Origin of the sequence: Bacillus sp. ISL-55 (genome assembly GCF_018613155.1) — a bacterium.
GTDB lineage: Bacteria > Bacillota > Bacilli > Bacillales > Cytobacillaceae > Mesobacillus.
On the sequence record NZ_JAGGQU010000018.1, the window covers coordinates 113,300 to 136,939 of the forward strand.

Annotated in this window: 20 protein-coding genes; 3 read left to right on the plus strand and 17 right to left on the minus strand. The window is 43.7% G+C overall.

The window, feature by feature from the left end; translation table 11 throughout:
• Positions 1-55: 55 nt before the first annotated feature.
• From meaB to J7E32_RS10120, 3 genes are read right to left on the minus strand one after another with little or no spacing between them, the layout of a single operon-like run.
• Entirely contained in the window at positions 56-1,183 is a 1,128-nt protein-coding gene (gene meaB, locus J7E32_RS10110) for a methylmalonyl Co-A mutase-associated GTPase MeaB (protein WP_214906943.1), read from the minus strand.
• Positions 1,183-3,363 carry a methylmalonyl-CoA mutase gene (scpA, locus tag J7E32_RS10115; protein WP_214906945.1) on the minus strand — a complete coding sequence of 727 codons (2,181 nt, stop codon included), beginning with the start codon at positions 3,361-3,363 and terminating at the stop codon, positions 1,183-1,185. Before scpA ends, meaB begins: the two co-directional genes overlap by 1 nt.
• A complete protein-coding gene (locus tag J7E32_RS10120; RefSeq protein ID WP_214906947.1) occupies positions 3,350-5,305 on the minus strand; it encodes a methylmalonyl-CoA mutase subunit beta in 1,956 nt (651 codons plus the stop codon). The genes scpA and J7E32_RS10120 overlap by 14 nt, the downstream gene beginning before the upstream one ends.
• A gap of 251 nt (positions 5,306-5,556) precedes the next feature.
• Between J7E32_RS10120 and J7E32_RS10125 the strand changes: the two genes are divergently transcribed.
• Positions 5,557-5,775 (plus strand): hypothetical protein, encoded by a 219-nt coding sequence (locus J7E32_RS10125; RefSeq protein ID WP_214906949.1) that lies wholly within the window; start codon positions 5,557-5,559, stop codon positions 5,773-5,775.
• A gap of 64 nt (positions 5,776-5,839) precedes the next feature.
• Here J7E32_RS10125 and J7E32_RS10130 read toward each other — a convergent pair whose 3' ends face one another.
• The 8 genes from J7E32_RS10130 to J7E32_RS10165 form a co-directional block, all read right to left on the minus strand.
• Positions 5,840-7,165, minus strand: coding sequence for a dihydrolipoamide acetyltransferase family protein (locus J7E32_RS10130; RefSeq protein WP_214906951.1), 1,326 nt, complete (start codon positions 7,163-7,165; stop codon positions 5,840-5,842).
• Positions 7,166-7,211: 46 nt separating this feature from the next.
• Entirely contained in the window at positions 7,212-8,195 is a 984-nt protein-coding gene (locus J7E32_RS10135) for an alpha-ketoacid dehydrogenase subunit beta (RefSeq protein ID WP_214906953.1), read from the minus strand.
• A 12-nt stretch (positions 8,196-8,207) separates the two neighbouring features.
• A complete protein-coding gene (locus J7E32_RS10140) occupies positions 8,208-9,203 on the minus strand; it encodes a thiamine pyrophosphate-dependent dehydrogenase E1 component subunit alpha (protein ID WP_214906955.1) in 996 nt (331 codons plus the stop codon).
• Positions 9,204-9,273: 70 nt separating this feature from the next.
• A complete protein-coding gene (lpdA, locus tag J7E32_RS10145; RefSeq protein ID WP_214906957.1) occupies positions 9,274-10,695 on the minus strand; it encodes a dihydrolipoyl dehydrogenase in 1,422 nt (473 codons plus the stop codon).
• A gap of 90 nt (positions 10,696-10,785) precedes the next feature.
• Positions 10,786-11,871, minus strand: a complete 1,086-nt coding sequence (gene buk / locus J7E32_RS10150; RefSeq protein WP_214906959.1) for a butyrate kinase — start codon at positions 11,869-11,871, stop codon at positions 10,786-10,788.
• A 248-nt stretch (positions 11,872-12,119) separates the two neighbouring features.
• Positions 12,120-13,214, minus strand: a complete 1,095-nt coding sequence (gene bcd / locus J7E32_RS10155; RefSeq protein ID WP_041967922.1) for a branched-chain amino acid dehydrogenase — start codon at positions 13,212-13,214, stop codon at positions 12,120-12,122.
• A gap of 28 nt (positions 13,215-13,242) precedes the next feature.
• Entirely contained in the window at positions 13,243-14,148 is a 906-nt protein-coding gene (gene yqiS, locus J7E32_RS10160) for a phosphate butyryltransferase (protein WP_214906961.1), read from the minus strand.
• Between the two features lie 132 nt (positions 14,149-14,280).
• Positions 14,281-16,341 (minus strand): sigma-54 interaction domain-containing protein, encoded by a 2,061-nt coding sequence (locus tag J7E32_RS10165; protein ID WP_214906963.1) that lies wholly within the window; start codon positions 16,339-16,341, stop codon positions 14,281-14,283.
• Between the two features lie 214 nt (positions 16,342-16,555).
• Here J7E32_RS10165 and J7E32_RS10170 point away from each other — a divergent pair, with 214 nt between their 5' ends.
• A complete protein-coding gene (locus tag J7E32_RS10170) occupies positions 16,556-16,819 on the plus strand; it encodes a DUF2627 domain-containing protein (protein ID WP_041967925.1) in 264 nt (87 codons plus the stop codon).
• Between the two features lies 1 nt (position 16,820).
• Here J7E32_RS10170 and J7E32_RS10175 read toward each other — a convergent pair whose 3' ends face one another.
• A complete protein-coding gene (locus J7E32_RS10175) occupies positions 16,821-17,558 on the minus strand; it encodes a glycerophosphodiester phosphodiesterase (RefSeq protein ID WP_214906965.1) in 738 nt (245 codons plus the stop codon).
• Positions 17,559-17,600: 42 nt separating this feature from the next.
• Between J7E32_RS10175 and J7E32_RS10180 the strand changes: the two genes are divergently transcribed.
• The gene (locus J7E32_RS10180; protein ID WP_023627393.1) at positions 17,601-17,741 is read left to right on the plus strand and encodes a YycC family protein; all 141 of its coding nucleotides are present in this window, start codon (positions 17,601-17,603) and stop codon (positions 17,739-17,741) included.
• A gap of 187 nt (positions 17,742-17,928) precedes the next feature.
• On the opposite strand, the gene spo0A is transcribed toward J7E32_RS10180, so the two are convergent.
• The 5 genes from spo0A to J7E32_RS10205 all read right to left on the minus strand — a co-directional run bounded on the left by spo0A (position 17,929) and on the right by J7E32_RS10205 (position 23,639).
• Positions 17,929-18,726 (minus strand): sporulation transcription factor Spo0A, encoded by a 798-nt coding sequence (gene spo0A / locus J7E32_RS10185; RefSeq protein WP_214906967.1) that lies wholly within the window; start codon positions 18,724-18,726, stop codon positions 17,929-17,931.
• Between the two features lie 294 nt (positions 18,727-19,020).
• A complete protein-coding gene (spoIVB, locus tag J7E32_RS10190) occupies positions 19,021-20,313 on the minus strand; it encodes a SpoIVB peptidase (RefSeq protein WP_214906969.1) in 1,293 nt (430 codons plus the stop codon).
• Between the two features lie 119 nt (positions 20,314-20,432).
• Positions 20,433-22,124, minus strand: a complete 1,692-nt coding sequence (gene recN, locus J7E32_RS10195; protein ID WP_214906971.1) for a DNA repair protein RecN — start codon at positions 22,122-22,124, stop codon at positions 20,433-20,435.
• Between the two features lie 16 nt (positions 22,125-22,140).
• Entirely contained in the window at positions 22,141-22,590 is a 450-nt protein-coding gene (ahrC, locus tag J7E32_RS10200; RefSeq protein WP_041967930.1) for a transcriptional regulator AhrC/ArgR, read from the minus strand.
• 200 nt (positions 22,591-22,790) lie between these two features.
• Positions 22,791-23,639, minus strand: a complete 849-nt coding sequence (locus tag J7E32_RS10205; RefSeq protein ID WP_214906973.1) for a TlyA family RNA methyltransferase — start codon at positions 23,637-23,639, stop codon at positions 22,791-22,793.
• Position 23,640: the final 1 nt, after the last annotated feature.

Here is a 23,640-nt window from a genome sequence, read left to right on the forward strand (position 1 = left end):
TATTTTAGCTGTTTGTTATAATTGTCCGTTGATTCTCATTCCGTTCCAGGCAAAATTAATTCTCATCTCCAAAAAAAGCTCTTAATAACTCCTCGACACCTGAAGCTACTGGCCTGTTTCCCGAAATGACTTCATTTTCCACCTTAGGAAGCAAGTTCTTTATTGCTGGGTGATGAAAGAAATTTGCCTGAAGCTGATCGATTATCATATCATTCAGCCACTCTTTTGTCTGAAATCTCCTTCTCTCATCAAAGATTCCGCTTTGTTTCGTAAAACTCTCAAAGTCAGAAATAGTATTCCAGATTTCATCAATTCCTTTGTTCTGTAATGCTGAACTCGTCATTGCTGCTGTCTGCCAGCCTTTTGTCGCAGGCTGCAGAAAATGGAGAATCCGATTGTACTCTTCTTTAGTCTTTTTTGCTGTTTGCTCATTTGGACCATCTGCCTTATTCACTATGACTGCATCTGCAAGCTCCATGATTCCTTTCTTCATACCCTGAAGTTCATCGCCAGCACCTGTCAGGACGAGGAGCATGAAGAAATCGACCATATCCCTGACGATGACCTCACTCTGCCCAACGCCGACCGTTTCGACAAGAATGATATCGAAGCCAGCAGCTTCACATAATAGCATCGTTTCGCGTGTTTTACGATGGACACCGCCAAGCTTTCCTCCAGAAGGTGATGGACGGATGAATGCTCTTGGATTTCGTGCTAACCTTTCCATCCTCGTCTTATCGCCAAGGATGCTGCCTCCAGTCAAGCTGGAGGTAGGGTCCACCGCAAGGACAGCAACTTTATGACCCATGTCGCATAAATAGCTGCCAAAGCTCTCGATAAAAGTACTCTTGCCAGCACCCGGCACACCTGTAATGCCAATCCGGATAGAACGTCCGGAGTAAGGCAACAGCTTCTGTAAGAGAGTCTGGGCCATCTGAAAGTCATGCTCCGCATTGCTTTCAATCAAAGTGATCCCTTTTGCCAGCGCTGTCCTGTCTCCTGATTTGATGTCTTTAGCAAGGGAAGCTGGATCCCATTTGCGTAAATTCTTTTTTTTAACGAAACGCCCGGCTTTTGCAGCCGGCTGTTCGGCATTTCCGCCCGACACTCCAGGCTTCACTACACTTGAAAAATAATCAGCCTTTTCGGGGTCGAACCATTCAGGCTTTTTCTCATCAGCCATTAGCCTGACACTTCCTCATAGCCCAGGCGCTCATAAATAGTCCGTAAAACCTTCTGCGCCGCAACAGGAATGACCGTTCCGGGACCAAAAATCGCACTTGCTCCATTATCATACAAGAATTGATAATCCTGAGCCGGGATGACACCGCCGACAATCACAACAATATCTTCACGGCCTAATTTTTTCAGCTCTTTCACTAGTTGTGGCAGCAATGTTTTATGTCCTGCTGCCAAAGAGCTGATTCCGATGGCATGGACATCATTTTCAACTGCCTGGATTGCTGTTTCTTCAGGTGTTTGGAAAAGTGGACCAATATCCACATCAAATCCTAAATCAGCAAAAGCGGTTGAAATGACCTTTGCTCCCCGGTCATGTCCATCCTGTCCCATTTTCGCAATCATGATGCGCGGCCTGCGTCCTTCATTTTCAAGAAACTCCTGCGTCATATGTTGGACTTCGGCAATTTCCTCACCATTTGTGAAGGCTGTGCTGTATACTCCGCTGACTGACCGAATGACTGCTTTGTGCCTTCCAGCCGCTTTTTCGATTGCATCCGAAATTTCCCCAAGTGTCGCTCTTGCGCGAGCCGCCCTAACTGCGTATTCCAGCAGGTTGCCTTCACCTGTTTCTGCGACCCTGGCTAAATCATTTAAAGCTGCTTCAGCTTTTTCATCATCACGCTTTTCTTTCAGCTGCTTTAGCCTTTCCAGCTGTTTCGCACGAACGGCTGTATTATCAATATCGAGGATTTCCAGAGGATCCTCCTGATCGAGCTTAAATTTATTTACGCCGATGATTGTTTCTTTTCCAGAGTCAATCTGAGCCTGTCTCCTTGCCGCAGCTTCTTCGATGCGCATTTTTGGAAGACCGGTTTCAATTGCTTTCGCCATCCCTCCAAGACCTTCAATTTCTTCGATATGCTCCCAGGCACGCTCGATGAGTGAATTGGTCAAGCTTTCAACATAGTAACTGCCTGCCCATGGATCGATTACCTTTGTAATCCCGGTTTCTTCCTGAAGAAATAGTTGTGTATTACGGGCGATGCGAGCTGAAAAATCAGTTGGCAGCGCAATTGCTTCATCAAGTGCATTCGTGTGCAATGATTGAGTATGCCCCATGGCTGCTGCATGTGCTTCAATTAATGTGCGGATGACATTATTGTATGGATCCTGCTCAGTAAGACTCCAACCTGAGGTTTGAGAATGCGTCCTCAAGGCCATCGACTTTTCATTTTTCGGATTGAATGTTTTAATCATTTTTGCCCAGATGAAGCGGGCAGCCCTCATTTTGGCTACTTCCATGAAATAGTTCATGCCGATCGCCCAGAAGAAACTTAAGCGTGGTGCGAATGAATCAATATCGATGCCAGCCTTAAGGCCAGTTCTCACATATTCAAGACCATCCGCGAGCGTGTACGCCAATTCGATATCCGCGGGAGCACCAGCTTCCTGCATATGATAGCCTGAAATACTGATTGAATTGAATTTCGGCATATATTTGGAAGTATACTCGAAAATATCGGCAATGATTTTCATCGACATTTCCGGTGGATATATGTAAGTGTTCCTGACCATATACTCCTTCAGGATGTCATTCTGAATTGTTCCGGATAATTGATCCTGTGTTACACCCTGTTCCTCGGCCGTCACGATGAAAAACGCCATGATTGGCAGGACCGCACCATTCATTGTCATGGACACAGACATCTGATCGAGTGGGATCCCGTCAAAAAGAATTTTCATATCTAATATAGAATCAATTGCGACTCCAGCTTTTCCGACGTCACCCTCGACGCGAGGATGGTCAGAATCATAGCCCCGGTGTGTTGCCAGGTCAAAGGCAACAGACAAACCTTTTTGCCCCATCGCAAGGTTTCGCCTGTAGAATGCGTTGCTTTCTTCCGCAGTAGAAAACCCTGCATATTGCCTTACGGTCCAAGGCCTGTTCACATACATCGCTGGATACGGTCCCCTTGTAAAAGGAGGGAGGCCAGGCATTCCTTCCATATGTTCCGAAGAGGTTATATCTTCTTTTGTGTAGACTGGTTTAACTTTGATTTGCTCGTTCGTTTCAAATAACAAATCATCGATGGTTTGCTGAATATGTTGATCCACTTTTTCCTTGCTGTCTTCCTTTTCCTCAGCAAACAAACGTACTTTGGTAAAGTCAGGCTTTTGCATTTGCGCCTACCTCCATTTCCTGAAGCATAGCTGATAGAGTCTGTATTGCATTGCTTCTTACATGCAGGAACTCAATAATCCCCGAAGTTTTCCATTCGCTTTGTTTCTCGTCTGGAATGCCTGCCAGGTAAAGCTTAACATTGTGCTCCTTTGCAATCTCCTGCGCCAGCTCTGGCCCGAAAGAATTGTAGGCAGACTGATCGCCACAAATAACAAACTGACGTGCATTCGACGATTGAATAAATTGAATCGCTGCTGAACTGGAGTCCACTTCCCCGCTTCTTTCAGCATGAATCCCACCAGCTGACAATAAACCGGAAATGAAGTCTGCTCTTACTTTATGCTTCTTCAGCTCACCCAGGCAAATTAAGCCGACTGAAGGGTGCACACCCTTTTTCTTCAGCTTCTTAGCCCTGAATCTCATTTCTTCATAAGGCTCAGCTAACCTTTTTAATTTTAACGGTGTAAAGCTAGGTTTCACCTCTTTAAAACTACCTTTGAGAGAGCTATCTGATGCAATTTTACCTATGATAGCATCAAGAGAATCAATCATATAATCTCTTTGTATCTCTTGGTCAACAGGATTACTTATATCATCCGAAAGGTTCGCATAAACGTTTGTTCCTATCATGCTCTTTTTACGTGTAGAAATATCCTGTTCACGAACCTCAGCTGTCTGCGCAATCTGCTCCTGGAGCCAGCCGGATTTCAGCGCTTCATAAATTCCGCCGCTGCGATCTACCTCGAGGAATAGCTCCCAGGCTTTTTCTGCCAGTTCCTTTGTCAATGACTCGACATACCAGGAACCTCCTGCAGGGTCGGCTACTTTTTCAAGATGCGCTTCAGATTTAAGCACCAGTTGTGTATTTCGGGCAACCCTTTCGGAAAAAGGATTCGCAGTCCCAGCTGGTTCGTCAAAACTTCCCGTGTGAAGGTATTGGATTCCCCCTAAAACAGCCGCAAAGGCCTCATTTCCAGCCCTAAGCATGTTCACGTAAGGATCAAAAATAGTTTTTGTGAACTTTGAGGTTTCAGCAGATAGGACCATTTTCCGGTCTTCCTTTTCTGCGCCGAAAGCTTCTGCAGTTTTACTCCATAAGAGCCTGGCAGCTCTAAGCTTGGCCGTTTCCATGAAGAAGTTAGAACCGATTGCAAAATGGAATACGACCTTTGATAACGCTTTCTTTAATTCCCATCCATTGTCAAGCAGCTTTTGTAGAAGATAAACTCCGGTAGAAACAGCAATAGCCAGTTCCTGCACGGCATTAGCGCCGCTGTTATGGTATGGGACTGTATTGACCAGGACTGTCTTTACTTCAGGTAATTGCTGTGCTGCTTCTTCAAGGACCTTTGACCATTCTGTGAAAAATTCATTTTCCTCCGTTGGCAGTCCACCAATCATACTCGCTTCGGCAACAGGATCCGCTGCAGCGAAACCTGATAGCTTTTCTGCACCACCAGAATCCTTACTGGCAGCAGCCAAAGCTGCAAGCAATGGCGCCTGAAGAAATCCAGCATTCAGGCTTAAAGGATACTTATTTTTATAGGAAGAGAGAATTGACACCAATGAACGATTATCCGAAAATAACTCCGTTTTTACATCAAAGGAAATGGCTGTTTGTCCCTTTGACAGTGCGTTATCAAGTTTCCCTTTCAAGTCTTCAACATCAGAGTAAAAGACGCGGTTTGCAATATGCCAGGATTTTGACTGGTACCCAAGAGAATGGATGCCTCTTCTAAAATCTGGCTGACCAGGCAGGTCCCCTGCCAGTCCATCTGGAAAATCCACTTTTGTATAAAGCGGTTTAAGCGTAATATCCTCATATGTATTCGTATAAAGAGAATCAATTGGCTTGCCTTTTAATGAAGCAGCAGCTTTTTCCTGCCAATCTTCAAAAGTTGCATCTTTGAACGAGGTAGCTTTCATATTTTCAATCGTCATAAACCTTACTGTCCATATTTCAGACAGCTTTCCCCCCTTCACTATAATTGTAGTAAAATTCTAATTTTTATACTCTACTATATTTTAGTATACGAATGCTTTTCTAGCAACGAAGTACATTTTCATAAGATGGCAGTATAAGTTCAAAAAGCGTAAGCGCCTCGATCAGCCCCGACAAGCGCTGCCCGCCTGAAACGCCACATCGTGTGGCTGGCGGGTCTAGCACGTCCTGTGCCTCGGAGAGCCGCCCAATGAAGTCGTTCTTTGACTTCAATGGGCGGCTCGAAATAGAAATGTATAGCCGACTGTCCAGAAACGCAGAAACTGGAGACTCCGACAAAGAAGCGCTTTTTGCTTCTGCCGGCGGAGTTGAAGTTTCGGAGTTTCTAGGAGGCGACACTAGACAAGCGACTCGAGGGGCTAGGCGCTGGAGCTGGATTAAGAAAACCACAGGCAGTTATCCTACCTAAATAATTTTATAATTTCCTTAACAAAAAGAAAACGCCCAGAGATTTTCTGGACGCTTTACAGTTATTAATAAATTGATGTTGTCTCTTTTGACGTATTCTCAAGGATCTCTTTAACTCTTGCAAGGAAACGGCCGCATACCAGGCCATCCAGTACACGGTGATCAAGGGATAGACAAAGGTTCACCATATCACGAACAGCGATCATGCCGTTGTTCATCACAACAGGGCGCTTAACGATCGATTCTACCTGGAGAATCGCTGCCTGCGGGTAATTGATGATTCCCATTGATTGAACGGAACCGAAAGAACCTGTGTTGTTGACAGTGAAGGTTCCGCCTTGCATATCTTCTGAACGAAGCTTGCCTGCGCGTACCTTTTGAGCAAGTTCATTGATTTCACGGCCAATGCCTTTGATTGTTTTTTCGTCTGCATTCTTGATGACGGGTACGAAAAGTGCGTCATCAGTCGCGACTGCAATGGAAATATTGATATCTTTTTTCTGGATGATCTTATCGCCGGCCCACATTGAATTGATTTGCGGGAATTCCTTCAATGCCTGGGCAACTGCCTTCACGAAGAAAGCAAAGAAAGTAAGATTGAAGCCTTCTTTTTTCTTGAAGTCGTCCTTTAAGCCATTCCTGTACTCTACAAGATTCGTAACATCCACTTCTACCATCGTCCAAGCGTGCGGAGCTTCATGCTTGCTGCGCAGCATGTTAGCTGCAATTGCCTTGCGCACGCCAGTCACTGGAATTTCAATATCACCGGCAGAAACTGGGACAGACGGAGCAGGCGCAATTGTTTGTGCCTGTGCTGCTGGCTGTGTTTGTGCTGCAGGCTGTGCTAAAGTAGTTTCAATCTTAGCCGCTTCTTTTGGAGTTTTAGTCTGAACAGAGGCTTGAGGTATATTACCGGATTCAATCATTTGCTTAAGATCTTTTCGCGTAATCCTTCCGCCAGCTCCACTTCCCTTGACCAGGGATAAATCAATGTTATTTTCCTGAGCCAGCTTCAATACTGCAGGTGAATACCTTGCCTTGCTGGCTTCATCCGCTGAAGGTGTCTGTGCTGGAGTTGCACTTGCATTTGATGCAGATGCAGAATCTGAAGAAGCTGCATCAGCTGCTGGTGCTTCTTCAGAAGCTCCGCCTTCGATTTCAATTGTGCAGATTATTTCCCCAACTGCCAATGTATCCCCTTCACCTGCAATCAATTCTTTGATTGTACCCGAAAATGAAGATGGTACTTCAGCATTAACTTTATCGGTCATGACTTCTGCCAGTGGATCATACTTATTTACTTTGTCGCCAACGGAAACCAGCCACTTACTGATTGTTCCCTCGGTAACACTCTCACCTAATTGAGGCATTTTGATTTGTTCGATTGCCACAGGTTGACCCTCCTTCTCCAATCATTCTATTTCCAACATGAATATGTTAAAATTCAGCAAGTTCTCTCATTGCTTTTTCAACTTTATCAGGATTGATCATGAAATATTTCTCCATTGTTGGTGCATAAGGCATTGCTGGTACATCCGGTCCTGCCAATCTCTTGATTGGTGCGTCCAATTCAAACAGGCAATGTTCTGCGATGATTGCAGATACTTCACTCATGATGCTGCCTTCCTTGTTGTCTTCCGTCACAAGAAGTACCTTACCTGTTTTTGAAGCAGCCTCGATAATTGCTTCCTTATCCAATGGATATACAGTTCGAAGGTCAAGAATATGAGCAGAAATACCATCCTTCGCAAGTCTTTCAGCAGCCTGTAGAGCAAAGTGGACCGCAAGGCCATAAGTAATAACCGTGATATCCTCTCCCTCTCGCTTTACATCTGCTTTGCCAATCGGAAGAACATAATCATCCTCAGGAACTTCTCCCTTGATCAGTCGGTAAGCACGCTTGTGCTCAAAGAATAATACTGGATCTTCATCTCTGATTGCTGCTTTCAATAATCCTTTTACATCATAAGGAGTGGAGGGCATGACAATTTTCAAGCCAGGCTGATTCGCAAACACAGCCTCAACAGACTGAGAATGATAAAGGGCACCGTGTACACCACCGCCATAAGGAGCGCGGATGACCATCGGACAGCTCCAGTCATTGTTTGAACGGTAACGGATTCTTGCTGCCTCAGAAATGATCTGGTTTACAGCCGGCATTATGAAATCTGCGAATTGCATTTCGGCGATTGGACGCATGCCGTACATTGCAGCACCAATTCCAACCCCTGCGATCGCTGATTCTGCAAGCGGAGCATCAATAACGCGATCTTCTCCAAACTTCTCAAACAAACCTTGTGTCGCTTTAAATACTCCGCCTTTTTTTCCAACATCTTCACCGAGGACAAAAACTCTCGGATCTCTTTCCATCTCTTCTTTGATTGCCAATGTCACTGCATCTATATAAGAAATTACCGCCATTTTCGTTCCCCCTTACTCTTCAGCATATACGTATTTCAGAGCATGTTCAGGCTCCGCATACGGTGCATTTTCAGCATAATCAGTTGCTTCATTAACCAGCTTCATGATTCGATCGTTGATTTCCTTTTCACTTTCATCATTCATGATGCCATTTTCCTTCAAATAAGCGCCGAAGGTAATGATAGGGTCCTTCGTTTTTGCCTGTGCAACTTCATCTGGCGCACGGTAGCTTCTGTCGTCATCATCTGATGAGTGTGGGGTCAGGCGATAGGATACAGCCTCGACAAGAGTCGGCCCTTCACCACGGCGTCCTCGCTCAGCCGCTTCCTTGACAACTTTATAAACTTCTAATGGATCATTTCCATCAACAGTGACACCTGGCATGCCATACCCGATTGCACGGTCGGAAACCTTCTCGGCTGCAACTTGCCTCTCGTAAGGAATGGAAATCGCATATTTATTGTTCTCAACCATGAAAATGACAGGAAGCTTATGGACTCCCGCAAAGTTTGCACCCTCATGAAAATCACCCTGGTTGGATGAACCTTCCCCAAACGTAACGAATGTTACCAAGTCCTTCTTCTCCATTTTACCTGCAAGAGCGATTCCAACAGCATGAGGTACCTGTGTTGTTACTGGTGAAGAACCTGTAACAATCCTATTCTTCTTTTGACCGAAGTGTCCAGGCATCTGGCGGCCACCAGAGTTCGGGTCTTCCGCTTTGGCAAAACCGGAAAGCATCAGGTCTTTTGCAGTCATGCCAAAAGTTAAGACCACTCCCATGTCACGGTAGTATGGAAGCACATAATCCTTTTCACGATCTAGAGCAAAAGCAGCTCCTACCTGTGCCGCTTCCTGTCCTTGACAGGAAATGACAAACGGAATTTTCCCGGCACGGTTCAATAGCCACATCCGCTCATCCAGCCGGCGTGCCAACAGCATTGTTTCATACATTTCCAAAACCTTTTCATCACTTAAGCCAAGTGCAGCGTGACGATTTTCTGCCATCTTTATACCTCCCAATTGTTCGTACAAGGCTCATTTCTAGGGAAAAGAGCTCTTGTTTATAAAATAGAAATTAAGAATGGATTGCTTTGCCATCCACTGCCAGGGCAGCTTCACCAATTGCCTCGGACAATGTCGGGTGAGGATGGATGGTATGGGCAATTTCCCATGGTGTAGCGTCTAAAACCTTTGCAAGTCCCGCTTCTGAAATCATATCCGTGACATGCGGGCCGATCATATGGACACCAAGAATATCATTGGTTTCCTTGTCAGCTACGATTTTCACAAAACCATCTGATTCACCATATACAAGCGCTTTTCCGATTGCCTTGAAGGAGAATTTGCCTATCTTCACATCGTGACCTTTTTCTTTTGCTTCATCTTCAGTCAGTCCAACGCTGGCCGCCTCTGGAGAGCTGTAAATACATTTTGAGACGAGCGTATAGTCGATTGGATGTGGATTTTGATTGTCAATGTGCTCAACAGCTACTATCCCCTCATGTGATGCCACGTGCGCAAGCTGCAAGCCGCCAATCACATCGCCAATTGCATAGATATGAGATTCTTTTGTCTGGAAAAATTCGTTTGTCTGGATGAAACCTCTTTCCAGCTGAATTTCTGTATTCTCAAGGCCAATTCCTTCTACATTTGCCTGGCGCCCAACAGAGACAAGCAATTTTTCAGCAGTGAATTCTTTCGTTTCGCCTTTAACCTCTGCGCTGATCTTGACACCATCGCCTTTTTGCAGGGTCTCTGATAAGACTTTTGCGTTCGTTACAATCTTCACGCCTTTTTTCTTCATTGCGCGCTGCATTTCTCTTGAAACTTCCTTGTCCTCGGTTGGAACAATACGGTCTGCATACTCAATTACAGTGACAGCAGATCCAAAGTCAGCAAGCATGGAAGCCCATTCAATGCCAATTACACCACCGCCGACGATAATAATTGACTTAGGAAGATCCTCCATCACAAGTGCTTCATCTGAAGTCATTACATATTGGCCATCTGCTTCAAGACCAGGCAATGTTCTTGGTCTTGATCCTGTTGCAACGATGACATTCTTAGGGATCAGCATTTCATTTTCTTCGCCATTGTTCATCTCCACAGAAATGGTTCCTGGCATAGGTGAGAAGATGGATGGACCCAGGATTCTTCCCAAACCTTCATAAACATCGATTTTTCCTTGTTTCATCAGGTGCTGTACACCACGGTGCAGCTGCTCGACGATTTTCTCTTTTCTTTCCTGTACCTTTACGAAATTGACACCAACTTCACCTGTCGTCACACCAAAGTCTTCGCTTTTCTTTGCGGTAGCATAAACCTCAGCACTCCGAAGCAAAGCCTTGCTTGGGATACAGCCTTTATGCAGGCATGTTCCACCAAGCTTTCCTTTTTCAACGATGGCAGTTTTCAAGCCAAGCTGAGAAGCTCTGATTGCTGCTACGTATCCGCCTGTACCGCCTCCAAGAATGACCAAATCATATTCTTGAGCCATCTGGATCCCTCCTCTATATATGGTTTAATATTTTTATTTGATTGATGATTTCCACTCCAAGTTTTGGCTGGTGTTATAACCCAGCCATTCTTATCTGCCCGGATATTCTTTTACTTTTTCTTCATCGCGCAGGATGCGGAGGGCGCCTTCAGCAAGAGCCTGCAGTTCGTTTTCCCCCGGATGGACAATAACGTCCGCGATCCAATTAATTCGTTCAGAGATTTCCTCGACGAACTCTTTGCCGTAAGCAAGGCCGCCCGTCAGTACAATCGCGTCCACTTTCCCGGCAAGGACAGCACTAGCTGAACCGATTTCCTTTGCTACCTGGTAAGCCATCGCTTCGTATATAAGCTTTGCCTTAGCATTTCCTTGCTTGATCATTTTTTCGACCTTAACTGCATCATTCGTGCCAAGGTATCCTACAAGGCCGCCCTGGCCGACTAGTTTTTTCATTATTTCTTCGCGGAAATAATCACCGGAAAAACATAGCTGAACTAGGTCACCCGCTGGTACTGTACCTGCACGTTCTGGACTGAATGGGCCATCGCCATGCAGACCGTTATTCACATCAACAACTCTTCCCATTTTATGGGCACCAACAGTGATACCCCCTCCAAGATGGGTAATAATCAAGTTCAGCTCTTCATATTTTTTACCCAACTCTTTCGAAACCCTGCGGGCGACTGCCTTTTGGTTCAATGCATGAAAAATGCTTTTTCGTTCAATGAGCGAGAATCCCGATACACGCGCAACCGGATCAAGTTCATCGACCACGACCGGGTCGACGATAAAGGAAGGGATATTCAAACCTGATGCAATTTCATATGCTAGAATACCTCCCAGATTTGAAGCATGCTGGCCTGAATAACCTGCTCGCAGGTCATCAAGCATCTTATTATTCACTGCATATGTTCCGCCTTCGATTGGCCGTAACAGCCCGCCGCGCCCACAAACAGCACTCAATTTTGAAATGTTGATCCCTTCAGTATCAAGCGTTTCAAGTATCGTATTCTTCCTGAATTCGTATTGGTCGATGATGGTTTCATAGGAGTTGATGACAGCTGAATCATGACGGATTGTTTTTTCAAAAACGGAAACCTCATTGTCAAATACTCCAATTTTCGTTGATGTAGATCCTGGATTGATAACTAGAATCCGATGTTCTGTTTGTTGCACAGTTAAACCTCCAATTTGCTCGCGGAATGCAAAAATCCGCAATACGTCAGTAGCATTTAGGAAACAGCAGAGGCGCCGAAACAAATATTCAGCGCTCTCTGCGGAACCTTTTAAAGGCTGTTTTCGAATTCATTGTTGCAATTTGTATAACTCAACCCCATTATTATTGACTTCGAGGCTTTGCCCTACCCTTGATAAACATTTGTTACCATGTTTAACACCAACAATTATCTCGATATGAGCCTAAATTAACGGCGGCTAAGGATATGATGGCCGTTTTGCAGGAACTGGCTGCGGGAATTGCGCATTCTTTCAATCCGCTCTTCTGCCATACGGTCAGCCGCTTTATAAGTAGGAATTCCATCCCTTTTAGCAATTTCAATTACTTTTTCGATATTGTTGTAAATAGTTTCAACCTTTTTCATTGCTCTTTCAGCGTTATAGCCGTAAAGCTCATCAGCAACATTGATTACACCGCCAGCATTGATGACATAGTCAGGTGCGTACACAATACCCATTTCATGTATGATATCTCCATGTTTTGTATCCTTAAGCTGGTTGTTCGCTGCTCCGGCAATAACCTTCGCTTTGATCTGAGGAATTGTTTCGTCGTTGATTACAGCACCTAATGCACATGGTGCGTAAATGTCACAGTCTACGCTATAGATTTCATCCGGCTCAACCGCTTTAGCACCGAATTCCTCAACAGCTCTTTGTACTGCTTCCTTGTTAATATCAGTAACGATCAGCTGTGCGCCTTCTTCATGGAGGTGACGGCAAAGATTATATGCCACATTGCCCACACCTTGAACTGCGATTGTTTTTCCTTCTAGAGAATCAGTGCCAAAAGCTTCCTTAGCAGCTGCCTTCATTCCTCTGTATACGCCGTAAGCCGTTACCGGGGAAGGATTTCCAGATGAACCGAATGCTGGTGAGATACCAGTTACATAATCAGTTTCCTCATGGATTAAGTCCATATCTGCCACAGTAGTACCCACATCTTCTGCAGTGATATATCTTCCATTCAAGCCCTGGATATAGCGGCCGAAAGCACGGAACATTTCTTCATTCTTATCCTTGCGCGGATCACCGATAATAACTGTCTTTCCGCCGCCAAGATTCAGGCCAGCAGCAGCATTCTTGTATGTCATACCTTTAGCAAGGCGAAGTGCATCCTCGATTGCCGCTTCTTCAGATGCATAAGTCCACATACGAGTTCCGCCCAAAGCTGGTCCAAGAGTTGTATCATGAATTGCAATGATTGCTTTCAATCCTGACTGTTTATCCTGGCAAAATACAACCTGCTCATAATCGTACTGTTCTAGATACTTGAAAATTTCCATTTCTAATTCCTCCCCTGGATTATGTAACTTATTTAGAAGCAGAGCATAACGCCAATGCAAGTGAGTATAACTTGCTCTCAGCAGTGTCCGCCCTGGATGTTAACACGATTGGTGCTTTTGCCCCGGCAATGACTGCCCCAACCTTTGCGTTGGCAAAGTAAATTAATGATTTATAAAGGACATTTCCTACCTCGATCGCTGGGACTAACAGGATATCAACCCTGCCGGCGACCTCACTTTTTATCCCCTTATGCTCTGCGGCAAGCTGTGAAACCGCATTATCGAGGGCTAGCGGGCCATCCACGATACATCCGGGAATTTGTCCTCTTTTGTTCATCATCGTTAATGAAGCTGCATCTACCGTGGCCTGCATGGTCGGATTGATCACTTCAACCGCTGCGAGTGGCGCCACTTTTGGCAGTTCAATCCCTATAGAATGAGCTACCTTGACAGCATTCTTGATGATTTGGGCTTTTTGCTCAAGATCTGGTGCAATATTCATAGCTGCATCGGTAACGATGGTAAATCGATCGTAGCCAGGCACTTCAAATACAGCCACGTGGGAAAGCACTGCGCCGGTCCTCAGACCATATTCTTTATTTAGGACAGCCTTCAAAATCGCAGCAGTCGGGATATTCCCTTTCATCACGACATTGGCTTCTTTCGATTTGACTGCTTTCACGGCCATTTCTGCGGCAGTATTATTATTAGGCGCGGAAATGATCTTAACCCCTTTGCTGTCTGTAAGTTCTGGATGCTTAGCTGTAATCATTCTTTTGATTTCTTCCTTGTTTCCGTATAAAAGAAAATCGGCAAGCTCCAGGTTTACAGCCTGAGCAACTGCCTCTAATACCTCAACATCTTCAGCCGCAGCGACAGCAACTGTTTTCCTGTCATTTTGGGATGCCATGCTGATAAGTGAGTCTAATTTCATGAATGATTCAACCCTTTCTGTTCTTCTCGCATCACCGCTAATAATTAATGCAAGAACTGTGCCAACTTAAAATGTTGAAAACGCTTTACTTTTGCCCAAAAATATTATGCAAAAAATTGCAGAGTGTGAAAATTATTGCATGCTATCTGCTTCAATATTATATTTTTCGAGCTTATAATATAAATTTCTGACTGATACACCTAAAACTTTGGCTGCAGCTGTTTTATTCCCTTTTACAGCCTTAAGAGTTGATTTGATTACCTTCGCTTCGTACTTGTCCAACTGGAGCGCAAGGGGTTCAGTCGGAATTGACTGACCTATCGTATCATCACTATCCTTTAGTTGGCTGTTCTGCAATTCAGGCAAATGCTCAATACGGATGATCGTTTCACTATAACTCAAGAAGATAATTGCGCGACCAAGGACATTTTCAAGCTCCCTTACATTTCCGGGCCAATCATAATCTATCAACTTTTTAATGGCATCCTCAGAAACACCTTCAACGTTACGTCCATAGTCTTGATTAATTTTTCGGATCAACCTTTCACATAGGAGAGGAATATCTTCTTTCCTTCTTCTGAGAGGCGGTATATGAATCGGCATTCTGTTCAAACGATAATATAAGTCTTCTCTAAAACTGCCGTTCGCAATCGCTTTTTCAAGGTTCATATTTGTGGCGGCTATAACCCTGACATTGATTGGTAGGGGTTTCGTTCCACCCACCCGGACAATTTCTCTCTCCTGTAAAACCCGGAGTAATTTGGCTTGTGTATTGGCAGGCAATTCACCGATTTCATCAAGAAAAATACTGCCGTTATTGGCTTCTTCAAAAAACCCGCGTTTACCGCCCCGTTTGGCACCTGAAAACGCTCCTTCTTCGTAGCCAAAAAGTTCGCTTTCCAGCAGCGATTCAGAAATTGCCGCGCAATTGACACGTATAAACTTGTTGAACTTGCGGTCGCTGGCATTGTGAATCGCATGTGCAAATAATTCTTTCCCTGTTCCTGATTCCCCGCGAAGGAGGACAGTTGCAGGCGTTTTCGCCCCGAGCTTCGCTTGTTCAATCGGAATCGTCATTTCTTCTGCTTGGCCGATAATATCCTCAAACGAGTATTTCGCTTCAAGGGTCCTGATAATCTGCCTTGCGCGTGTCAGCTCCCGATTTAAGCTCTGGATTTCCGACATATCATGGATAACCCCGACACTTCCCTTTAGCTTCCCATCTACTATGATCGGGGCTACGTTGACAACAACTTCTTTTTTATTGGGGCCAACCCTCATCGCTGTTCCACGAACTGGTCTTCTCGTCTTTAGGACTTTCATGTGCATGCTCTCGCCTTCGGATATATCAGCGGTGGCTGGCTGCCCGATTACTTCCTCTTCCTTCAGTCCGGTTATCCTGGTATAAGCAGGATTGATCAAAATCCCCCGGCCATCCTCATCTACTACAGAAATCGCTTCATCGCTGGAGTTTATGATTGCCTGAAGCATTGTTTGAATCTCTTTTAAATTTGTTATCTCTTCCGCAAGATTCACAACTTCTGTAATATCCTTAAAAACAGAGAACGCTCCAATCAGTTGGTCATTTTCATCAATAATTGGGATTCTGGTAGTGATGATTTTCGACCCATTTGGAAGCAATAATTCCTGGTTGGACTCTGTCTTTCTGGTGTTAAGAATTCTAAGAAGCTTGCTTGTTGGTATAATTTCTAAAACATGATGCCCTTCTGCCTGTTCTCTTGTTGTTCCGATAATTTTTTCAGCACTTTTGTTAAACAAAGTTATGATTCCTTCTGTATTGATGACTACCATGCCATCTCCAGAAGAGTTAAAAATCAAGTCATGCTCATATGTAATTTTTCTGAGAGTTTTTATTAACTCTTCCTTTTCCTCTAAAAGGGTCGCCAATAGAAATGCGACACTGCCGGGAATCAGTACAGTGTTTTTACCGCGGGCTTCCCTTAATTCCTTGAAGACTTCCTCTTCACCGGTCACTTCAATGATGATATCCAGATGATCTGACATATATTGATGCCAATCTGTTCCGGTTTGGATGCCAGCATTTTGCGCCGCGAGAATTCCGGGGGCGTCAGGATTAAGATCAACCACAGCTATCACATCTGCAGTCTGTTTGAAAATGTTCAGGATGGCAGTTCCACCCTTACCCGCTCCTACAATCATTACTTTCTGCATAATATCCACCACATATCTGGAAAAATATTTCATGGGTCCAATTTTCTAGTCTGCAAAATCTTTCACTATTATTGTAATTCTTTTTGTATGCGCTGACAAATTTCTTTGTATTCTAACTCTTCTGTAAGTAATGCTCTTTGAATAACTTATATTGCGGAAAAACACGGGGTTAAGTATACTTTTTAACAGAGGACAAATAATGAGGGGAAACCAAATGATCAGGATCATAGCATTAATCATTATGTTGATACCAGGCGTCATTGCTGCTTTAGGGGTAAAACTTATGCGAGACATGGTGTTTGGAATCTTGCAGGCGCCATTTCCGTATTTGTGGCTTCAATTCCTTGCGGGACTTCTTTTTTTCCTGGCTGGACTGGGGTTCATCGCTGGTTTTATCCTGCATCGTGATCGTAAAAGAAATAAAGTCCAGGCATTTTTTCGAATACCTGATAGCAATAAAAAGCAAAACAGGCCTTGATTTATTCAGGCCTGTTTATTTTTTCCCTTATTCTCCTTGCTTTTGCAGGGTCATCTGTTATGATCGCACTGCAATCAACCTTGAACAACCTTTCCAGCTCTGTCTCTTTATTTACAGTATATGGTCTCACTTCAATCCCGCTCTCCAGGGAGGCTCTGACGGTTTGATCCGGTGCAGCCCGCCAGTGAGGATGAAAGCCTTTAGCTTTTATCGACTGTGCGTAAATCCAGGGCATGTATAAGCCTTCGGAAAGCAAAGGTGCGATTTCAATCTCTGGCGCAAGCAAATAGCTGTGGACAATGCTGTAATGATTGAAGGATGAAATGATGATCCTGTCTGATAAGCCATAAGCCCTAACCATATTTATGACCTTTTCTTCCATGCCTTCATAAGGGATGATACTATTTTTTAATTCAATATTGCAGACCATTTTGGTTGCTGATAGCCATTCCAGTACTTCATCTAAAGTAGGAATCGGTACTTTTTTTGGTAAAGCTTCGAATTTGAAACGGGCATCCAATTTTCTTAAATCCTTTAAATTGTAGTCCTTTACCAGTCCAGAGCCATCGGTTGTTCGTTCAACCTTTTCATCATGGATCACAACTAGCTCACCGTCTCTTGTCATCTGGACATCAAGTTCCAGCCCCTCAGCACCCGCTTTTTCGGCTTCTTTAAATGCCAGCAAAGTGTTTTCAGGATATTCGGCTGCATAGCCGCGATGTGCTAAAATAAGAGTCATAAACCATCACACCCATCTTTTCAATTTGGAGGTAAATAAACAATGAGACCATTACATATTTCCGCTGAGACCGCTGTTAAGCTTTCCGAAAAACTCGGAGTGCCTATTGAACAAATCATGCACATGCCCCAACATATCCTTATTCAAAAATTAACGGAACTTGAAAAAGAAAAAGAAAAATAATTCTCAAAACGCCTATTAGGCGTTTTTTTATGTAATCGTTCGCTACATATACATGATAATATGCATACTCATGGTTTACCAATTTCCAGGCATATAAAAACATCTTACTTTAGTACGGTAAGACCGTGATAAAGTAAGATGTTCCATATAATATTAAGAATAAATAGCTAATTTTTTCCTAACTCTTTCAAGAAGCTTTATGCTCAAGGCGAAGCTTGTCAGCGACCATTGCGATGAATTCGGAATTTGTCGGCTTTGCTTTTGTCATTGAAACAGTATAACCAAACAGCGAGGAAATGGAATCGATATTCCCTCTGCTCCATGCCACTTCAATCGCATGGCGGATTGCACGTTCTACACGGCTTGCCGTTGTATTGAATTTCTTGGCGATATCTGGATAGAGGACTTTTGTGATCGAACCAAGTAGTTCAATATCGTTATATACCATTGAAATGGCCTCACGCAAGTACATATAACCTTTAATATGTGCAGGGACGCCAATTTCATGAATGATGCTCGTAATGCTTGCATCAAGGTTTTTAGGCTTTTGTTCCGCATTCGATCTGCCATAATTAATTGATGACGATGGTTTTCGCGCTACTGATTTTGCCTTGCCGCTTACCTGGCGGATATGGCCTGCCAGCTGCTCCATATCGAACGGCTTGAGAATGAAATAGGATGCCCCAAGGTCTACTGCTTTCTTTGTTACATCTTCCTGGCCAAATGCAGTCAGCATGATTACATTTGGAATGATTCCCTTCTTCATTTCACGAAGTCTCTCCAGGACCGCCAAACCATCAAGGTGAGGCATAATAATATCTAAAAGCAAGACATCAGGATCTGTATCTTCGAGCATTTCTAAACATTCCTGGCCATTATGGGCAACTCCAACTATCTCCATATCATCCTGAGAGGAAATATATTCCTCAAGAAGACCTACTAATTCTCTGTTGTCATCAACTACGCATACTTTTATTTTGTTCACTACTTGGTTCCTCCTCAATCCAATTATGATCACAAACATTATCTTCTCTAAATTCTATTCTAAATGACTAATTCGACAATGCAACAGAAATTCCTCTTATTTTTAATTTTTTCTTAAAAAAGTAATATTTTCTTATTAATGCTTCATTTTCCTTTGTTTTTCGACTTATTTCGCTAGTTGACAAAAAAGCTTCTGGTAATTTGTCGAATAATCTTGTTTTCAGGCTGTCTCCTTTTATTGATCATGCACACACACAAAGAAAAGGCGGCTATTTGCCGCCGCCGAATTCCGGTATTAACTTGCCTGCTCTCTTGGTTTTTCGTAAATGTCTATTCCTGCTTCGTTCAGCATCCATTCTATATGAACACCATATCCACTTGTTGGGTCATTTACAAAGACGTGGGTGACAGCTCCCACTAGCTTATCTCCCTGGATGATCGGACTGCCGCTCATTCCCTGGACAATTCCACCTGTTTTTTCTAACAGTTCCGGGTCGGTTACCTTAATGACCATCCCTTTCGTTGCTGGAAATTTCTGTGGGATAGTGCTGACAATCTCTATATCAAAAAGGTTTACTTCGTCATTATTCACGACCGTCAGGATTTTCGCCGGACCTTCTTTCACTTGATGCGAAAGCGCAATTGGCAGGGGTTTATCAAATACGCCATTTGAAATATCTTTGTTCAGTTCGCCAAAGATTCCAAAAGGACTGTTCCTTCGGATATTCCCGATTACTTCCCGGTCAGATGAAAAGCGAGCCAGCTTTTCCCCCGGATTGCCTTTACCGCCTTTTTCAATCGAAGTAACTGTAGATCTTACGATTTGCCCATCACCAACGACGATCGGCTTCTTCGTATCCATGTCGGAAATGACATGCCCCAGTGCTCCATATTTTTTTGTCTGAGGATGATAAAAAGTCATCGTCCCAATTCCTGCAGCTGAATCGCGTATATACAACCCAAGCTTATAAGTGTTTTCATTAACATCTTTTTCTGGCTGTAGTTGAGTTTTGATTTTTTCATTTTCCCTTTTAATTACAACATCTAATGGCTTTCCGTCTTCCCCTGCTTGCTTAACAAACGGGCCGACGTCGGCCATTTTTTCTATTTGCTGTCCATTGATTTCTGTAATAATGTCGCCTTTTTTTATGCCTGCTTTTTCACCTGGTGACACTCTTCCTTCGTTAGCCTGTACCTGGTGATGCCCGACCACAAGGACACCAACCGTATTCAGCTTTACTCCTATTGATTGACCGCCTGGCCTGACCTTGAAATCTTTCAAGACATTGACATCAACTTTTTTAACCGGGAATCCGGCTAGTTCAAGGACCATTTCATCCTTCCCATGTCTTTTTGCCTCTAGAGACAAGGTTTCACCGTTTTGATCGACTGCGATATTTGAGTCTTTTACGGGAGCTGAAACTTGGACTGCATTCGCCTGGAAATCAAGCTTTTGCCCCTCGAATAATGTTATATCACCTGGAATAGATAAATATTCATGTACTGGTTTTGCAAATCCTAAAGCAATTAATGAAACAAGGAGAATTCCACCAATAAATTTTCTGAGAAAATCCTTTTTCAAATCCATTCACTCTCCTCGCTTCTAGTCCACACACATCGAAAATGGCTACATCTTTAATTTTGCCTCGACTCCCCGCATTTATAACCTGTATAAAAATAAAAAAGCTACCCATTATGGATAGCTTTTCATGTAACTGCCTTCATATTCTGGGCAAGCTTCAGCAATTCTTCAGCATGCTGTTTCGTCAGGTCCGTAACTTCAACCCCTGAGATCATCCTGACAATTTCCTTTACTTTTTCAGAGGAAGAAAGTGGAGTGACAGATGTTTTCGTCCTTCCACTCTTTATGACTTTTGCGATATACAGGTGTGTATCTGCCATCGCGGCGACTTGAGGCAAATGCGAAATGCACAGAACCTGTGATCCAGCCGATACACTATAGATTTTTTCGGCAATCGATTGTGCAACCCGGCCGCTGACTCCTGTGTCCACTTCATCAAAAATAATCGAAGTGACACCCTGATGTTTTGAGAAGATACTTTTCAGGGCGAGCATGATCCGCGAAAGTTCTCCTCCGGATGCAATTTTTGACAAAGGCTTCAGTGGTTCGCCTGGATTTGTAGAGATATAAAATTCAACCTTATCAGAACCCTTCTTATGGAAATGGTCAGCATTAGCGTCGATTCTTAGGTCGAAAACTGTCTTTTCCATATACAGCTCTTTTAGTTCTTTATGGATTAACTTTGTAAGTTTTTTCGCCCATTTCCTGCGAGTTTGAGTCAGGTTATTGGCCTCGATACGCAAATCCTTCTTAAGCGATGCAAGCTCCTTTTCCATCTGGCCAATATGGACTTCTTTATTTTGCAGCGTCTCAATTTCTTCTTCGATTTTCGAGGAATACTCCAGGATTTCTTCTATCGTTTTCCCATATTTACGCTTCAATTGATTGATTTCATTTAGTCTGTCATCGATTTCAATCAGCCGCTGCGGATCATATTCAAGAGAATCAAGTTCATTCCTGATCGTCCTTGCTGCGTCTTCCAGCATATAAAAACTGTTCGCAACAGTGTCCGCAACATTTTTGTAGTCTTGATCCAGATCAGCCGCATTCTGAAGGTTATCCATTGCTAAACCAACCCAGTCAAGTCCCTTTTGCTCACCCTGCAAAGCGGAATAACTGGTCTGAATGCTCTCATAAATTTTTTCGAAGTTGCCAAGCTTGCGCTTCTCTTCAAAAAGCTCCTCATCCTCATTCATCTTTAGGTCCGCTGTGAGGATTTCATCATGTTGGAACTGGATCAAATCAAGTCTATGGGCCATTTGCTGTTCATTTTCACTTAAGCTTTTCAGTTTTTTCTGTGTTTGTTCATATGAACGGAAAACCTGCTGGTATTCATGAAGGGCAGGCAGGATTTCATCTGCACCAAATTGGTCAAGCAGATTGATATGCTTTGTCTCATCCATCAATTCCTGGTGCTCATGCTGACCATGAATATCAATCAAAGTCGAACCTACTTCGCGCAGGGTTGCGATTGTGACAAGTTTGCCATTAATTCGGCAAACGCTTTTTCCACTCGCCGAAATATCTCTTCTTAAGACAATCATCGCATCTTCAATCTCGATGCCAAACTCAGCTGCTTTTCCATAGCTCGGATGGTTTTCGCCTTCCAGATGGAATAAACCTTCAATTTCAGCTTTATCTTCGCCATGTCGGACGAATTCTGCTGAGCCCCTCCCGCCAACGAGCAAGTGGACGGCATCAATGATGATGGATTTCCCAGCACCAGTTTCACCTGTAAGTACGGTAAGGCCTTTATTAAAAGAAACGGATAATGACTCAATTATTGCGAAGTTTCGTATTGATAATTCGTTTAACAAGGAAACGTCACCTCTTTTACAGCATTTCGAGAAAACGATTTGTGACTTGCTCTGTATCCTCTGGAGTACGGCAAATAATCAGGATGGTATCATCTCCACAAATCGTCCCAAGAATATCTTCCCAATCGAGATTATCAATCAATGCTCCGATCGCATTGGCATTGCCCGGCAGAGTTTTCATTACTAAAAGATGGCCTGCCTGGTCAATTCGGATAAAAGCATCCATTAACGACCTTTTTAATTTTTGCAATGGATTGAAACGCTGATCTGCAGGAAGACTGTATTTGTATCTCCCATCAATCAAAGGAACCTTTACAAGATGGAGCTCCTTGATGTCACGTGAAACTGTCGCCTGTGTAACATTAAAACCGGCAGCTTTCAATCGATCGACAAGTTCATCCTGCGTCTCGATATCTTTGCTCGCGATTAATTCACGGATTTTTATATGTCGCTGTCCTTTATTCATTCATATCACCCCTGGATATATCCGAAACATTCATATACTCATATGTTAGCCGATTTCAACAGAATGTACAATCATTCGTGGACTTTCGGCAAAAGATATCATTGGAATTGACGAAGTGGTGAACTTGCTATTTTAAAAAAGAAAATTTCAAAATTAAGGTGTCTTTTACCATCACACAAAAAAGAACAGGCTAATTCCGCCTATTCTTCTTCGCTGGTTTGCTTTGATTTTAGTTCATTATGCGCTTCGATCACGACTGCTTCAGGCTTGTTCTTCATTAACAGCCTCCCTTTTTCTTCTTCAGTGCCATTCCACTGCAGATGAAGCAGGAATTCGATATTGCCATCACCGCCTGTGATCGGCGAGAAGCTTAAATCCATAACATCATAGCCCTCTTCTATCGAAAAAGAAATGATCCTGTCCAAAACTTGTTCGTGGACTTTCCTGTCACGCACGATACCTTTTTTGCCGACTTGTTCTCTTCCGGCCTCAAATTGCGGCTTGAAGAGTGCGACAACATCGCTGCCAGTTACCAGCAATGTTTTTAACACAGGCAAGATCAGCCGCAGAGATATGAAAGATACATCAATGCTTGCGAAATTTGGCATCCCTTTAATCAAGTCCTCTGGTTTCACATAGCGGAAGTTTGTCCGCTCCATTACGACGACACGTTCATCCTGTCGCAGCTTCCAGGCAAGCTGGTTATAGCCGACATCCAGGGCATAAGACATCTCAGCGCCATTTTGAAGGGCACAATCAGTAAAGCCGCCAGTCGAAGACCCGATATCCAGAAGCGTTTTTCCTTGGACATCAAGATTAAAAACCTTTAATGCCTTTTCAAGCTTCAGTCCCCCACGACTCACATATGGCAGGACATTTCCCTTTACCGTCAGGGGAATGTCACTGCTAACCTTTTCACCAGGCTTGTCCAGTCGGTTTTCATTGGAGTAGACGAGCCCCGCCATGATTGTCCGTTTGGCCTTTTCCCTCGTTTCGGCAAGGCCGCGTTCAACAAGCAGTACATCTAATCGTTCTTTTTTGATTTTCATT

What these genes read in the sequence shown, in the direction of transcription:
- meaB (WP_214906943.1), bottom strand. Translation starts at nt 1,183, where the DNA reads ATGGCTGATGAGAAAAAGCCTGAATGGTTCGACCCCGAAAAGGCTGAT.
- bcd (WP_041967922.1), bottom strand. Translation starts at nt 13,214, where the DNA reads ATGGAAATTTTCAAGTATCTAGAACAGTACGATTATGAGCAGGTTGTA.
- scpA (WP_214906945.1), bottom strand. Translation starts at nt 3,363, where the DNA reads ATGCAAAAGCCTGACTTTACCAAAGTACGTTTGTTTGCTGAGGAAAAG.
- J7E32_RS10125 (WP_214906949.1), top strand. Translation starts at nt 5,557, where the DNA reads ATGAAGTCGTTCTTTGACTTCAATGGGCGGCTCGAAATAGAAATGTAT.
- J7E32_RS10205 (WP_214906973.1), bottom strand. Translation starts at nt 23,639, where the DNA reads ATGAAAATCAAAAAAGAACGATTAGATGTACTGCTTGTTGAACGCGGC.
- yqiS (WP_214906961.1), bottom strand. Translation starts at nt 14,148, where the DNA reads ATGAAATTAGACTCACTTATCAGCATGGCATCCCAAAATGACAGGAAA.
- J7E32_RS10120 (WP_214906947.1), bottom strand. Translation starts at nt 5,305, where the DNA reads ATGACGATTGAAAATATGAAAGCTACCTCGTTCAAAGATGCAACTTTT.
- lpdA (WP_214906957.1), bottom strand. Translation starts at nt 10,695, where the DNA reads ATGGCTCAAGAATATGATTTGGTCATTCTTGGAGGCGGTACAGGCGGA.
- J7E32_RS10170 (WP_041967925.1), top strand. Translation starts at nt 16,556, where the DNA reads ATGATCAGGATCATAGCATTAATCATTATGTTGATACCAGGCGTCATT.
- J7E32_RS10180 (WP_023627393.1), top strand. Translation starts at nt 17,601, where the DNA reads ATGAGACCATTACATATTTCCGCTGAGACCGCTGTTAAGCTTTCCGAA.
- J7E32_RS10175 (WP_214906965.1), bottom strand. Translation starts at nt 17,558, where the DNA reads ATGACTCTTATTTTAGCACATCGCGGCTATGCAGCCGAATATCCTGAA.
- J7E32_RS10165 (WP_214906963.1), bottom strand. Translation starts at nt 16,341, where the DNA reads ATGCAGAAAGTAATGATTGTAGGAGCGGGTAAGGGTGGAACTGCCATC.
- spoIVB (WP_214906969.1), bottom strand. Translation starts at nt 20,313, where the DNA reads ATGGATTTGAAAAAGGATTTTCTCAGAAAATTTATTGGTGGAATTCTC.
- ahrC (WP_041967930.1), bottom strand. Translation starts at nt 22,590, where the DNA reads ATGAATAAAGGACAGCGACATATAAAAATCCGTGAATTAATCGCGAGC.
- J7E32_RS10135 (WP_214906953.1), bottom strand. Translation starts at nt 8,195, where the DNA reads ATGGCGGTAATTTCTTATATAGATGCAGTGACATTGGCAATCAAAGAA.
- J7E32_RS10140 (WP_214906955.1), bottom strand. Translation starts at nt 9,203, where the DNA reads ATGGCAGAAAATCGTCACGCTGCACTTGGCTTAAGTGATGAAAAGGTT.